This is a genomic window from Amycolatopsis sp. NBC_01488 (assembly GCF_036227105.1).
GTDB lineage: Bacteria > Actinomycetota > Actinomycetes > Mycobacteriales > Pseudonocardiaceae > Amycolatopsis.
Window position 1 is genome coordinate 5,463,283 of sequence record NZ_CP109434.1, and the last position, 12,490, is coordinate 5,475,772.

Genomic DNA, 12,490 nt, shown 5'->3' on the forward strand with positions numbered 1-12,490 from the left:
GAGCTGACGTGACCTGGCTCGACGTCGCCGACGACACGCCGTTCGGCCTGGACAACCTGCCCTACGGCGTCTTCTCCGTGGGCGGCGCGCCCGAGCGGCGGGCCGGGGTGGCCGTCGGCGAGCAGGTCCTGGACCTGACCGCCGCGGCCGCCGAGACCGCGGCCGCCTTCGCGCCGCTGCTCACCTCCGGTGTCCTCAACCCGCTGCTGGCCGCCGGGCCGGACACCTGGCGGGAGGTCCGCGAGAGCGTCCGGACGTGGCTGACCGAACCCCGGTACGCCGCTGCGCTGCGCCCGCATCTCGTGCCACTGGCCGAGGTCACCACGCACCTCGCGTTCGAGGTCGCGGACTACGTCGACTTCTACTCCAGCGAGCAGCACGCCCTCAACGCCGGCCGGATCTTCCGGCCCGACGCGGCCGAGCTGCCGCCGAACTGGAAGCACGTGCCGATCGGCTACCACGGCCGCGCCGGCACGGTGGTCGCGTCGGGCACGCCGGTTGTCCGCCCGCACGGGCAGCGCAAGCCGCGCAGCGCCGACGCTCCTACGTTCGGCCCCTCGCGGCTGCTGGACATCGAGGCCGAGGTCGGGTTCGTCGTCGGCGTCCCGTCCACGCCGGGCACCCGGGTGTCCACAGAGGACTTCGCGGACCACGTCTTCGGCGTCTGCCTGGTCAACGACTGGTCGGCCCGCGACATCCAGGCCTGGGAGTCCCAGCCGCTGGGCCCGTTCCTCGGCAAGTCGTTCGCGACGTCGGTGTCGCCGTGGATCGTCCCCCTCGCGGCGCTGGAGCACGCGCGCGTCGACGGCCCGCCGCAGGACCCGGAGCCGTTCGACTACCTGCGCACCACCGAAAAGTGGGGGCTGGACCTGGCGATCGAGATCCGGCTCGACGGGCACCTGGTGTCGAGCCCGCCGTTCGCGACGCAGTACTGGACGGCCCCGCAGCAGCTCGCGCACCTGACGGTCAACGGCGCGAGCCTGCGCACGGGCGATCTGTTCGCCTCGGGCACGGTCACCGGCCCGGCTCGCGACCAGCGCGGCTCGCTCCTGGAGCTGTCCTGGGGCGGCCGCGAACCCCTGCACCTCCCGGACGGCCGGCAGCGAACGTTCCTGGAGGACGGCGACGAAGTGATCATCAGCGCGACGGCCCCGGGCCCGAACGGCACCCGCATCGGCTTCGGCGACGTCCGCGGCACCGTGGTCCCCGGCTGACCCGCGACGCAACCCGGAACACGCGTGCCCGGAGCCGGAACTCGCGTGACTGAAGGTGGATCTCGCGTGACTGAGCCCGGATCTCGCGTGATTGAGCCCGGATCTCGCGAGTCACGGCTCCGATCACGCGAGTTACGGCTCTGATCACGCGAGATCCGGCTCCGATCACGCGAGATCCGGCTCTGATCACACGGACGCTCGCCGGCCGGTGAGTGGCGGTGCGCACACCCGCCGAGCCCCGGGGTGCCGCATAATGGCGCCACTAAGCGCTTGCTCAGCACGGGAGGACGTCCATGAGGATCGGGACCGGGATCAGCTACTCCGGAGGCTTCGCCGAAAGCGTCGCCGACGTCGTCGAACTGGAGAAAGCCGGCCTCGACGTCGTCTTCGTTCCGGAGGCCTATTCCTTCGACGCCGTCAGCCAGCTCGGCTACCTGGCCGCGAAGACCGAACGCGTCCAGCTCGCGTCCGGCATCTTCCAGATCTACACCCGCACGCCGACCCTCACCGCGATGACCGCGGCCGGGCTCGACTTCGTCTCCGACGGGCGGTTCATCCTCGGCCTCGGCGCCTCCGGCCCGCAGGTCATCGAGGGCTTCCACGGCGTGAAGTACGACGCCCCGCTGGCCCGTACCCGCGAAATCGTCGAGATCTGCCGCCAGGTGTGGCGCCGGGAGCGCGTCGTCCACGACGGCAAGCACTACACGATCCCGCTGCCGCCGGAGCAGGGCACCGGCCTCGGCAAGCCGCTCAAGCTGATCAACCACCCGGTGCGCGAGCGGATCCCGGTGCTGCTGGCCTCGCTCGGGCCGAAGAACGTCGCGCTCACCGCCGAGATCGCCGAAGGCTGGCAGCCGATCTTCTTCCACCCGGAGAAGGCCGCCGACGTCTGGGGCGAGTCCCTGGCCGCGGGCAAGGCCAAGCGCGACCCGGCGCTGGGCGAGCTGGACACGTTCGTGAGCGCCGCGCTGGCGATCGGCGACGACGTCGAGCCGCTGCTCGACCACCTGCGCCCGGTCGTGGCCCTCTACGTGGGCGGGATGGGCGCGCGCGGCAAGAACTTCTACAACGACCTCGCCCGCCGCTACGGCTACGAGGCCGAGGCGAAGCTGATCCAGGACCTCTACCTCGACGGCAAGAAGGAGGAGGCCGCGGCGGCCGTCCCGGTCGAGCTGCTGCGCTCGATCTCGCTGGTCGGCCCGGCGGGGTACGTCAAGGAACGGCTGGCGGCGTTCAAGGAGGCGGGCGCGACGACCCTGGTGGTCAACCCGATGCTGCCCGGGCGCGAGGCGCGGGTCGCGGCGGTGTCCCAGCTGCGTGAGCTGCTCGGCTGAACCGGGATCAGACCGGGACCGCGTAGACGGCGATCCGCGGGGAGTCGATCCCCGCGGTGTCGTGCGTCCCGTCGCTGGTGATCAGCCGCAGCTCGGGGCCGGAGCCCTCCGGGGCGACGAGCGTGCTGTCCGGCTCGTCCGCCGGGAACGTCGCCGTCCTGCGGACCGTGAAGCGGGCTTCGCGGCCCTCGTCGTCGCGCACGACGACCGCGGCACCCGGTGTCAGCGTGCCGAGGCGGGCGAAGGCGCCGCTCGAGTACCCGAAGCCGGCGTGCCCGGACAGCACGGCGACCCCCGGCGCGCCGGGGGCGGGACCGTCGGCGAACCAGCCGACGCCCAGCGCCGTGCCGGGCTGCTCGCGGCGACCGGAGACGTGCCCGAGGTCGACCACGTGGCTCAGCGCGAGGCCCAGGTCGGGGATGACCAGCGCGGCGGGCAGGACCCCGGCGCCGACGGTGACCGGGCGGTCCGCGGCCGCACCGGTGCCGGCCGGATCAGCCGGCCCGAGCACCGCCGTGACGCCGAGCAGGACACAGCTGAGCCCGGCCACCACCGCCAGCACGGCGGCGGCCGGCCGCACGAGCGCCGGGCGCCGCTCGACCGCGTTCTCCTGCCGCACGCCGGTAAAATCGGGCCCAGGCGAGGCGGTGTTACCGAATCGTGTCCCGGGGTGCCGCGCTTCACTCGTTCGGGTTACTCGGCTGTGACCTTCGCGTCAATAAGCCGCGGCCAAAGGGACTAAAACCGAAAATCACCACCAAACGCGGGTGAATTCGGGCAGAATTATATGTTTACAACAGCCGAACTGAGGACATCTACCAGGTGGAAGTGAGGTGCGCCGAGTCGTGCGAAGAATCAACGAGCCCGCGGTGGGCGTACTGGACGTCGGTTCGTTCAGCGCTCGCCTGGTGGTGGTTCCGGTGGACGGCTCGCCCCGCGAGCCGGTGCTGAACCACCAGACGCGGCTGCGCCTCGACCGGGAGCTCGACGTCCGCGGCCGCCTTTCCGACCGTGGCATCGCCGCCGTCACGGCCGCCGTCGCCGCGGGCATGACCACCGCGTACCGCCACGGCGTGGGCGACGTCTTCCCGTTCGCGACGTCCTCGATCCGCGACGCCGCCAACGCGGCGAAGGTCGTCCGGCACGTCGCCGGCGAAACCGGCGTCGAGCTGCGGTTCCTCTCGGGCCGCTGCGAAGCCGAACTGACCTACCTGGCCACCCGCCGCTGGTTCGGCGCCGAGGCCGGCCCGTTGCTGGTGCTCGACATCGGCGGCGGCACGGTCGAGCTGGCCGCGGGCTGCGGCGACCAGGCCACGTTCGCGCGGTCGCTGCCGCTGGGCGCGCGGTCGATGACCCGCGACTGGCTGCCGACCGAACGCGTTTCGGCCAAGCAGGTCGCCGGGCTGCGCGCGCACGCCCTCGACGTGGTGACCACCGCGCTCTGCGCCGCGGACGTCGACGCCCCGCGGGTCGTCGGCTGCTCGAAGGTGCTGCAGCAGCTCGCGCGGCTGGCCGGTGCCCGCCCGAGCAAGTGCAAGGAGCTGCGGATCGACGACCTGCGTGCCTGGATCCCGCGGCTCGCCGCGCTGCCGCCGTCCAAGCGCGCGAAGCTGCCGGGCATCTCCCGCAGCCGCGCCCACCAGGCCCTGGCGGGCGCGATCGTGGCGGAAGCGCTGCTGACGGTCGCGGGCGGCAAGGTGGCGATCTGCCCCTGGTCGACCCGGGACGGCCTGCTGCTGACCCTGCAGGACCGGGCGCGGGAGAAGGCCGGCAGCCGGGTCGTGGCCGCCTGACCCCTGGTCGTGGCGGGAAAAACCGGGTATTCCGGAAAGCATGAGCGAGCAGCAGCGCATCCACGCCCGTGACGACGAAGACGACGAACTCCCGAAGCTGCCCACCCCCGGCAAGCTGACCCACGACGTGCCCACCGCACCCGACCCGGACGTGAACCCGGGCGGGACCGAAGAGGTTCCGGCCCCGCCCGGGCGGGACGCCGTCAGCGACCTTCCACAGTGATCGGGTTGGCCGGCTCCGCGTACTGACGCACCTTCTCCGAATCACGCCGCATGGGCGCACGGCCCGGCGGCTGCTTCGGCGGGTCGCCCGCGTCGATCTTCGGGATCGCGAACCGCTGCGGCTCCACGGTGAGCGTGCTGCGCTCGCCGTGGTGCAGCACTTCGATCGGGTCGCCGTCCAGCACGTGGTAGGTCGCCTGGTCGCGGTCGATCTCCACCTGGAACCGGGTGCCGCGGAACATCAGGCGGAAGGTGATCCGGTCCAGCTGCGGCGGCAGCCGCGGCGAGAACGCCAGCGTCCCGCCGTGGTCGCGCAGGCCGCCGAAGCCGGCCACCGCGCCCTGCCACGCTCCCGCCAGCGACGCCATGTGCAGACCGTTGCGGACGTTGTTGTGCACGTCGTGCAGGTCGGTCAGCGCGGCTTCGGCGAGGTAGTCGTAGGCCAGCTCCAGGTGCCCGACCTCGGCCGCGACCACCGCCTGCGTCCCCGCCGACAGCGACGAGTCCCGCACCGTGCGGGCCTCGTAGTAGGCGAAGTCGCGGGCTTTCTCCTCCAGGCTGAACGAGTCGCCGCACAGGTGCAGCGCCAGCACCAGGTCCGCCTGCTTGACGACCTGCTTGCGGTAGAGGTCGAAGTACGGGAAGTGCAGCAGCAGCGGGTAATGCGCGAGATCCGTGTGCTCGTAGTCCCACTCGTCGTGGTCGAGGAAGCCCTCCGACTGCGGGTGCACGCCGAGCTCTTCGTCGTAGGGCAGGTACATCGCCGCGGCGGCCGCGCGCCACGAGTCCAGCTCGACGGTGTCGACACCGAAGTGCGCCGCCACGTCCGGGTGCCGCTCGCACGACTCCGCGGCGGCCAGCAGGTTCCGCCGCGCCATCAGGTTCGTGTAGACGTTGTTGTCCGCCACCGCCGAGTACTCGTCGGGCCCGGTGACGCCGTCGATGCGGAACGCGCCGTGCCGGTCGTGGTGGCCCAGCGACGCCCACAGCCGCGCGGTTTCCAGCAGGAGCTCGGCGCCGTAGTCGCGCTCGAACTCCTCGTCGCCGGTCGCGTTCAGGTACCGCAGCACGGCGTCGGCGATGTCGGCGCTGACGTGGAACGCGGCCGTGCCCGCCGGCCAGTACGCCGAGCACTCGGCGCCGTTGATCGACCGCCACGGGAACGCCGCGCCGCGCAACCCCAGCTGGTGCGCGCGTTCCCGGGCTTTGTCCATTGTGGAGTGACGCCAGCGGAGGGCGTCGCGTGCCGCGTCCGGCATCGTGTAGGTGAGCACCGGCAGGACGAACGACTCGGTGTCCCAGAAGGCGTGCCCGTCGTAGCCCGGGCCGGTCAGGCCCTTGCCCGCGATCGCGCGGCTTTCGCCGCGGGCCCCGGCCTGCAGGAGGTGGAACAGCGCGAAGCGAACCGCTTGCTGCAGCTCGGGATCGCCCTCGACCTCGATGTCCGAGGTGGCCCAGAAGTCGTCGAGGAACTCGCGCTGCTCGGTGACCAGTCCCTTCCAGCCGGTCTGGCGCGCGCCCGCGAGCGCGGCCTCGACCTGCGACCGCAGCGCGGGCACCGAGCGCTGCGCGGACCAGCCGTAGGCGAGGAACTTGGTGATGCGCAGCCGCCCGCCCTTCGGCACGTCGACCGCGACGGTGAGCCGGGCGAGGTCCTCTTCGGCGTGGATGCGGGCGCGGATCCCGTCGTCCACCTCGATCTTGTGGTCCATCGCCGCGGCCATCCGCAGCCCGGAGCGGCGGGTCTGGTGCACCAGCACGGCGTTGTAGTCGGACGCGCGGTGGAACTCGCCGACCAGCGGCGACTCCAGCGCGGCGGCCACCCGCGGGTCGCTGGTGTCGGTCTCGATCGGCTCGTTGGCCAGCAGGTCGGACTGGACGACCAGCTGCAGGTCCTCGTCGAGCGGCTCGACCTCGTAGCGGATCGCGGCGATCGCGCGCTGGGTGAACGACACCAGCCGCTCGGTGCGCACGCGGACCCGCCGTCCGGTCGGCGACGACCACTCGGTGCTCCGGCTCAGCGTGCCCTTGCGGAAGTCGAGCACCCGGTCGTGCTTGGTGGCGGCGCCGTAGCGCATGTCGAGCGGCTCGTCCTCGACGAGCAGCCGGATGATCTTGCCGTCGGTCACGTTGACGACGGTCTGGCCCTCTTCGGGGTAGCCGTAGCCCGCTTCGGCGTAGGGGAGCTCGTGCTGCTCGTAGAAGCCGTTGAGGTAGGTGCCGGGCAGCCCCCGCGGCTCGGCCTCCTCGAGCGTGCCGCGCAGCCCGATGTGCCCGTTCGACACGGCGAACGCCGACTCGGTGCGTTGCAGGGCGTCGACGTCCATGCCGCGCCACCGCAGCTCCCACGGCGCGCACTCGTAGCCGCGGGGTTCCTCTTCGGTCATCAATCCTCCAGGAGGTCGGCGAGGTCGTCGACGACGATGTCGGCCCCGTGGGCCCGCAGCTGGTCGGCCTGGTTCGCCCGGTTCACGCCCACGACGTACCCGAAGTGGCCGGCCTTCCCGGCCTGGACGCCGGACTGGGCGTCCTCGAACACGGCCGCGTGCGCGGGCTCGACGCCGAGCGCCGCGGCGCCGGCCAGGAACGAGTCGGGTGCGGGCTTGCCCTTGAGGTGCTGCTCGCGGATGACGAGGCCGTCGACGCGGGCCTCGACGTACTTGCTCAGGTCACCGGCGTCGAGCACCTTCGCGCCGTTCGCGGACGACGTCACGACGGCGATCCGCAGACCGGCGGCCTTGACCGCGTCGAGGTAGCGGATCGAGCCGGGGTAGGGATTCACCCCGCGTTCGTCGATGATCTTCAGGACGAGCTCGTTCTTGCGGTTGCCGACGCCGTTGACGGTGGGGGCGTCCGGCGGGTCGTCGGGGGTGCCTTCGGGCAGCTCGATCCCGCGTGAGCGCAGGAATTCGCGGACGCCGTCGGCGCGCGGGCGGCCGTCCACATAGGTCGCGTAGTCCAGGTCGGTGAACTCGCGGAAGCCGGCGCCGTCGCGGGCGCGCAGGAACTCGTCGAAAGTCCGCTTCCAGGCTTCGCTGTGGAGAACGGCCGTACCGGTAAGCACCCCGTCGAGGTCGAACAGGCAGGCGGTGATGGTCTCGGGCAATCCCGTCATGCCCGCACGCTACCGGTCCCGGTCTTCGGGCGTGCGCGCTTGGGGGTGTGGCCGCACCCGATGGATGAGTTCGTGCACGGTGGCGTCGGCGAGCCGGTAGCGCACGACGCGTCCGGTGCGCTGCGTGGTGACCAGCCCGTGCGCCCGCAGCAGCCGCAGTGCTTGCGAAACCGCGGTGTCCGTCATGCCGGTGACCACGGCCAGGTCGGTGACGCTGATTTCGCGCGCGTAGTGGATCGAGACGAGCAACGCCAGCCGCGACGGGTCGGCGACCACGGAGAAGCGCTGGGCCCATTCGTCGATGACGGCGCGGTCGCCCAGCCCGTCGACCGCCGCCGCGACGCGTTCCGGGTCGATCAGCTTGCGATCGGTGCTCACCCCCGGATGATTCCACCCGGCTCGCGGCCGGACCACCGGTGGCCTCGGTCACGCGCGCTTGACGACGGCGGGGCGCTGGGCGAAGCTGCGGTTAAGACAGTTGTCATAGTCGAGGAGCCGGGATGACCGACGTCGAAGCGCAGGTCCGTTCGAAGACCATCACCTGGCAGGACCCGCTGGAAACCGCCCGCCTCGGCGCCACCATGTCCGGGTTCGACTACCTGACCGCCGTCGCCGAGGGGCGCGTCCCCGGCCCGCCGATCGCCGCGCACTTCGGGTTGCGCTGGGAACACATCGGCCACGGCGAGGTCGTCGCGGTCGCCGAGCCGGACGAGTCGCTGTACAACCCGATCGGGATGGTCCACGGCGGCGTCGCGGCCACGATGCTGGACTCGGTGGTCGGCTGCGCGGTGCACACGACGCTGCCGGCCGGCGTCGGCTACTCGTCGGTGGAGTTGAAGGTCAGCTACCTGCGCGCCATCCACGCCGGCCGCGGCGAAATCCGCGCGACCGGCCGCGTCGTGAAGGAGGGTTCGCGGATCGCCTTCGCCGAGGGGGAGATCCGCGACGCCGAGGGCAACCTGCTGGCCACGGCGTCGGGGACCTGCGTGATCACGCGCTGAGGGGCTGCTTGACGTCCCAGTGCTCGACGACGAGACCGTCCTCGACGCGCAGGATGTCGACGACGGCGGTGCCGGTCACGTGCAGGTGCACCACGACGAGGTCGTCCTCGGCGACGACGTGCTTGATCTCCGCGGCCGCGCCGGCCAGTGGTGAGTTCTGGACGGCGTCGGCGAACGCTTCGCGACCGTTGGGCAAACCAGGGCTGTGGGTCACGAAATCGGGGTGCAGCGCGGCCTTCGCGGCGTCGAAGTCCTTGTGCACGAACAGGTTCTCGAGGCAGTCGAGGACGATCTTGCGGTTCTCGTTCATGCGCTCATGGTCGGCTTCCGGCGCTTCGCGGTCGATTACGTCGCGGGTAATCACCGGGGCGGGCGGACTCGCCGGGCACGGATCGCGCCGTCGCCGCCGAAGCGGCCGATGACGGCGGCCAGGAGGGCGCGGGCGTCCTCGACCCGCTCGGTGCCGAACTCGGCTTCCAGTTCACCCTGGAGTTCTTTTCTGAGGGTGCGAGTGGCTTCGACGGCGTTCCGCGCGTGCTCGGTGAGGTGCAGGAGCTTCGTGCGCGCGTCGCCGGGGTCGGGCTCGCGGCTGAGCAGTCCCCGGCGTTCGAGATCGGCGACGGCCTTCGACGCGGCTTGCTGGGTGACGCCCATGCGTTCGGCGAGTGCGGTGATGGACAGCGGCGCGGCCAGGACGTGCTGGATGACGACGCCGTCGTTGAACCTCAGGTCCCCCAGGTCCTGACCGGCGAGCCGCCGCTGGACCTCGTCGGTCATCGCCCAGCCCGCGAAGAGCGCGGTGAGCGAGAGGTCGAGGGTGCTAGGATGCACAACCATGGTTGTGGAATCTAGCAGAGTGCCGGCCGAGCTGGCCGGGGCGTTCGTCCGCGTGGCGCACCGGATCGTCTGGTGCACGCTGGTGACCGTCGACGGCCGGGGCCGGCCGCGCTCGCGGGTGGTCCACCCGATCTGGGAGCACGGCCCGCCCGGGTTGACGGGATGGCTGTTCACCCGCCCGACGCCGCTCAAGGTGGCGCACCTGGCGGCGTCGCCGTACGTGTCGTGCTCGTACTGGGATCCGCAGCACGAGGTGGCGGTGGCGGAGTGCCGCGCGGAGTTCGCCGACGACGAGCCGACGCGCAGGTACTTGTGGGACCTGTTCGCGTCGGCTCCGGAACCGCTGGGCTACGACCCCAAGATCCTGGGCGGCGAGGACCACCGCGACCCGAAGATCACGGTGCTGAAGCTGACGCCGTGGCGGATCTCGACGGGCGGCGAAGCCTGGCGCGCGGCCTAAGCCGCGCCCACGCGGAGGTCGAAGACCAGCCCTTCGGCCGCCCGCAGCCCGACGCTGATCGCGCCGGTCAGCACCGCGTCCTCGCCCAGCTCGCCCTGGACCACCTTCGGCACCAGCGGCGTGAACGCCCGCAGCGCGCGGTCGAGCGGCTCCAGCAGCAGGTCCGCCGCCGTGCCCATGCCGCCGCCGAGGACGATCAGCTCCGGGTCGATCACCGCCGCCACCGACGCCACCGTGTACGCCAGCCGGTCCGCTTCCGCCTCCAGGGCACGGCGGGCCAGTTCGTCGCCCTCGCGGGCCAGGCGGAACACCTCGCGGGCCGACTTCGCCGTGCCCAGGCCGAGTTCCCGCGCGCCGCGGACCACCGACTGGGCCGCGGTCGCCTCTTCGAGGTGGCCGCGCGCGGGCGGGGAACCGGGGGAGTCGGCCGCGCGCGTGCGGCCGTACGGCAGGTAGCCGATCTCGCCCGCCGCGCCCGTCGCGCCGCGGAACACCCGGCCGTCGACCATCATGCCCATGCCGACGCCGGTGCCGATCGTGATGCAGCCGAACACCGACGCCCCGCGCGCGGCGCCGCTCTCGCCTTCGCCGACCGCGGTCAGGTTGGCGTCGTTCTCCACCATCAGGTCCGGCCCCAGTGCGGCCTCGAGGTCGTCGATCAGCCCCGCGCGGCCCCACCCCGGCAGGTTCGGCGCGTGCCGGAAACAGCGCTTCTCCGGGTCGGCGACGCCGGGGGAGCCGACCACGCGGACAACGATGTCGGCCTGCGTCAGCCGTGCTTCCGCGACCGTCGAAGCGGCGATCTTCCCGACCGCCGTCACCAGCGCCGCGCCCGAACGGGCCGTGTTGCGTTCGTCGCGGCGCGCCACGATCGCGCCGCCGAGGTCCGACACCGCGACGCGGATGTGCTCGCGCCCGATGTCGACGCCCAGCACGTACCCTGCGGTCGGGTCGGCCTCGTAGAGCACCGCCGAACGTCCGGTACCGGTGGACGTGTGCCCGGTCGGGCGCGCCAGCCCGGCGGCTTCCAGCGCCAGCAGCGCCTGGCTGACCGTCGGCTTCGACAGCCCGGTGTCCTTCGCCACCTGTGGCCGGGTCGCCGGCCCGCTGCGGCGCAGCAGGTCGAGCACCGCCCGCTGGTTGATCTTGCGCATCCCGGCGGGGGTCCCGACCGTTGGAGCTCCTACGCCGGCCACCCGTGCCCGCCTCCTGTCGTCCTCGTGCTTCCTGCCACGCTAGCCGCCCCGGCTGTGAATCCGCCGGAATACGCCCGCTCCGGGACCCGTTGACCGGGTCATGAGCACTCCGGTACGCGGCCGGGTCCGCGTGGCACAAGGCGCGAAGCGGGTGCGCGTGTTCCTCGGCGGGCAGGTCGTCGCGGACACGGTGCACCCCCTTCTGGTGTGGGAAGTTCCCTACTACCCCACGTACTACTTCCCGCGCGCGAACGTCGTGAGCGGCCTGTTGACCCCCTCCGGCCGGACGTCGCACTCGCCCAGCCGCGGAGAAGGTGTTCTGTCGACGATAAAGGGTGGCCGAGCCGAGGTGGTGGACGGCGCGCTGGAATACCCGGATTCGCCCATCGAGGAGCTGCGCGGCCACGTCCGCTTCGAGTTCGGCGCGTTCGACTGGTTCGAAGAGGACGAACAGATCTTCACGCACCCGCGCGACCCCGGCGTCCGCGTCGACGTCCTGCCGAGCTCACGCCACGTGCGGATCGAGGTCGACGGCGTCGCCGTCGCCGACACCGTCCGCCCGCACCTGCTGTTCGAGACCGGCCTGCCGACCCGCTACTACCTGCCCCGCGTCGACGTCCGGATGGACCTGCTCGAGAAGATCGGCACCGTGACGCACTGCCCGTACAAGGGCGCGGCCGAGCACTTCGACGTGGCCGGGCACGAGGACCTCGCCTGGAGCTACCCGACGCCGCTGCCGGAGAGCACCCGCGTCGCCGGCCTGGTGGCGTTCCTCGACGAGAAGGTCGACGTCTTCGTCGACGACGTCCGGCAGGAACGGCCGAAGACGAAGTTCGCCTGAGCGCCTCACGCGTCCGGCAGCCAGTTCCCGTGGAAGCCCGCGGGGACGCGCTGCGGGAGGTGGACGGTCGCCACGGGCGCCGCGGCGACGTTGCCGGCGTCGAGCACGACGAGGTCGCTGCGGTCCTCCGCCGCGTCGTGGACGTAGGTGAGCAGCCAGCCTTCGCCGTGCTCCGCCGGGACGAACACCGCTTCGCCGGGAAGGTGCCGTTCGCCGAAGACGTGCTCGGCCGACGTGCCCGCGTGCAGGTCGTAGCGGCGCAGGACGTCGTGGCCGGTGACGTGCCCGAACCGCGCGTCGGCGCCGGTCCGATCGGCTGGCGGAGCTGGAGGCCTCGATCGACTGGGGCGACGACGACCCCTCGGTGTACGGCCGGCTGGTCCTCGAGTGGGGCAAGCGCTTCTCGGCGATGCAGCGCGAGTGGGCGGAATGGGCGGTCAAGCAGATCAAGTGAGGACCGTATAACGCCCTATACGG

At 72.0% G+C, this 12,490-nt stretch carries 16 protein-coding genes; 8 read left to right on the plus strand and 8 right to left on the minus strand.

Annotated elements, in window-relative coordinates; translation table 11 throughout:
• The first annotated feature begins 8 nt into the window (after positions 1-8).
• Both fahA and OG738_RS26100 read left to right on the plus strand, forming a co-directional pair.
• Complete coding sequence (gene fahA, locus OG738_RS26095; RefSeq protein WP_329044798.1) at positions 9-1,214, plus strand: fumarylacetoacetase; 1,206 nt, start codon at positions 9-11, stop codon at positions 1,212-1,214.
• Positions 1,215-1,507: 293 nt separating this feature from the next.
• Positions 1,508-2,548, plus strand: a complete 1,041-nt coding sequence (locus OG738_RS26100; RefSeq protein WP_329044800.1) for an LLM class F420-dependent oxidoreductase — start codon at positions 1,508-1,510, stop codon at positions 2,546-2,548.
• A 7-nt stretch (positions 2,549-2,555) separates the two neighbouring features.
• On the opposite strand, the gene OG738_RS26105 is transcribed toward OG738_RS26100, so the two are convergent.
• Complete coding sequence (locus tag OG738_RS26105; protein WP_329044803.1) at positions 2,556-3,167, minus strand: class F sortase; 612 nt, start codon at positions 3,165-3,167, stop codon at positions 2,556-2,558.
• Between the two features lie 226 nt (positions 3,168-3,393).
• Here OG738_RS26105 and OG738_RS26110 point away from each other — a divergent pair, with 226 nt between their 5' ends.
• Both OG738_RS26110 and OG738_RS26115 read left to right on the plus strand, forming a co-directional pair.
• Entirely contained in the window at positions 3,394-4,341 is a 948-nt protein-coding gene (locus tag OG738_RS26110) for a Ppx/GppA phosphatase family protein (protein WP_329044804.1), read from the plus strand.
• A 40-nt stretch (positions 4,342-4,381) separates the two neighbouring features.
• Positions 4,382-4,564 (plus strand): hypothetical protein, encoded by a 183-nt coding sequence (locus OG738_RS26115; protein WP_329044805.1) that lies wholly within the window; start codon positions 4,382-4,384, stop codon positions 4,562-4,564.
• Here the strand turns inward: OG738_RS26115 and OG738_RS26120 are convergent.
• Genes OG738_RS26120 through OG738_RS26130 form a run of 3 tightly spaced genes read right to left on the minus strand, consistent with a single transcriptional unit; the run spans position 4,545 to position 8,056 of the window.
• The gene (locus OG738_RS26120) at positions 4,545-6,950 is read right to left on the minus strand and encodes a glycoside hydrolase family 65 protein (RefSeq protein ID WP_329044807.1); all 2,406 of its coding nucleotides are present in this window, start codon (positions 6,948-6,950) and stop codon (positions 4,545-4,547) included. The genes OG738_RS26115 and OG738_RS26120 overlap by 20 nt on opposite strands.
• Positions 6,950-7,678 (minus strand): HAD family hydrolase, encoded by a 729-nt coding sequence (locus OG738_RS26125; protein WP_329044809.1) that lies wholly within the window; start codon positions 7,676-7,678, stop codon positions 6,950-6,952. The genes OG738_RS26120 and OG738_RS26125 overlap by 1 nt, the downstream gene beginning before the upstream one ends.
• A gap of 9 nt (positions 7,679-7,687) precedes the next feature.
• On the minus strand, positions 7,688-8,056 hold the full coding sequence (locus tag OG738_RS26130; RefSeq protein ID WP_329044811.1) for an ArsR/SmtB family transcription factor: 369 nt from the start codon (positions 8,054-8,056) through the stop codon (positions 7,688-7,690).
• Positions 8,057-8,178: 122 nt separating this feature from the next.
• Here OG738_RS26130 and OG738_RS26135 point away from each other — a divergent pair, with 122 nt between their 5' ends.
• Entirely contained in the window at positions 8,179-8,679 is a 501-nt protein-coding gene (locus OG738_RS26135) for a PaaI family thioesterase (RefSeq protein ID WP_329044813.1), read from the plus strand.
• Here the strand turns inward: OG738_RS26135 and OG738_RS26140 are convergent.
• The gene (locus tag OG738_RS26140; RefSeq protein ID WP_329044815.1) at positions 8,669-8,989 is read right to left on the minus strand and encodes a nuclear transport factor 2 family protein; all 321 of its coding nucleotides are present in this window, start codon (positions 8,987-8,989) and stop codon (positions 8,669-8,671) included. The genes OG738_RS26135 and OG738_RS26140 overlap by 11 nt on opposite strands.
• Before the next feature lie 50 nt (positions 8,990-9,039).
• The gene (locus OG738_RS26145; protein WP_329044816.1) at positions 9,040-9,516 is read right to left on the minus strand and encodes a MarR family winged helix-turn-helix transcriptional regulator; all 477 of its coding nucleotides are present in this window, start codon (positions 9,514-9,516) and stop codon (positions 9,040-9,042) included.
• Here OG738_RS26145 and OG738_RS26150 point away from each other — a divergent pair.
• The gene (locus OG738_RS26150; RefSeq protein ID WP_329044818.1) at positions 9,515-9,976 is read left to right on the plus strand and encodes a pyridoxamine 5'-phosphate oxidase family protein; all 462 of its coding nucleotides are present in this window, start codon (positions 9,515-9,517) and stop codon (positions 9,974-9,976) included. The two genes, OG738_RS26145 and OG738_RS26150, sit on opposite strands and share 2 nt — an antisense overlap.
• Here OG738_RS26150 and OG738_RS26155 read toward each other — a convergent pair.
• Positions 9,973-11,130 (minus strand): ROK family protein, encoded by a 1,158-nt coding sequence (locus tag OG738_RS26155; RefSeq protein ID WP_442875810.1) that lies wholly within the window; start codon positions 11,128-11,130, stop codon positions 9,973-9,975. The genes OG738_RS26150 and OG738_RS26155 overlap by 4 nt on opposite strands.
• Positions 11,131-11,272: 142 nt before the next feature.
• Here OG738_RS26155 and OG738_RS26160 point away from each other — a divergent pair, with 142 nt between their 5' ends.
• Positions 11,273-12,013: a DUF427 domain-containing protein gene (locus OG738_RS26160; protein WP_329044821.1), complete on the plus strand. Its 741-nt coding sequence runs from the start codon at positions 11,273-11,275 to the stop codon at positions 12,011-12,013.
• A 5-nt stretch (positions 12,014-12,018) separates the two neighbouring features.
• Here the strand turns inward: OG738_RS26160 and OG738_RS26165 are convergent, their stop codons facing one another.
• Positions 12,019-12,276, minus strand: a complete 258-nt coding sequence (locus tag OG738_RS26165) for a carotenoid oxygenase family protein (RefSeq protein WP_442875955.1) — start codon at positions 12,274-12,276, stop codon at positions 12,019-12,021.
• Positions 12,277-12,350: 74 nt separating this feature from the next.
• Here OG738_RS26165 and OG738_RS26170 point away from each other — a divergent pair, with 74 nt between their 5' ends.
• On the plus strand, positions 12,351-12,467 hold the full coding sequence (locus OG738_RS26170; RefSeq protein ID WP_329056842.1) for a hypothetical protein: 117 nt from the start codon (positions 12,351-12,353) through the stop codon (positions 12,465-12,467).
• Positions 12,468-12,490: the final 23 nt, after the last annotated feature.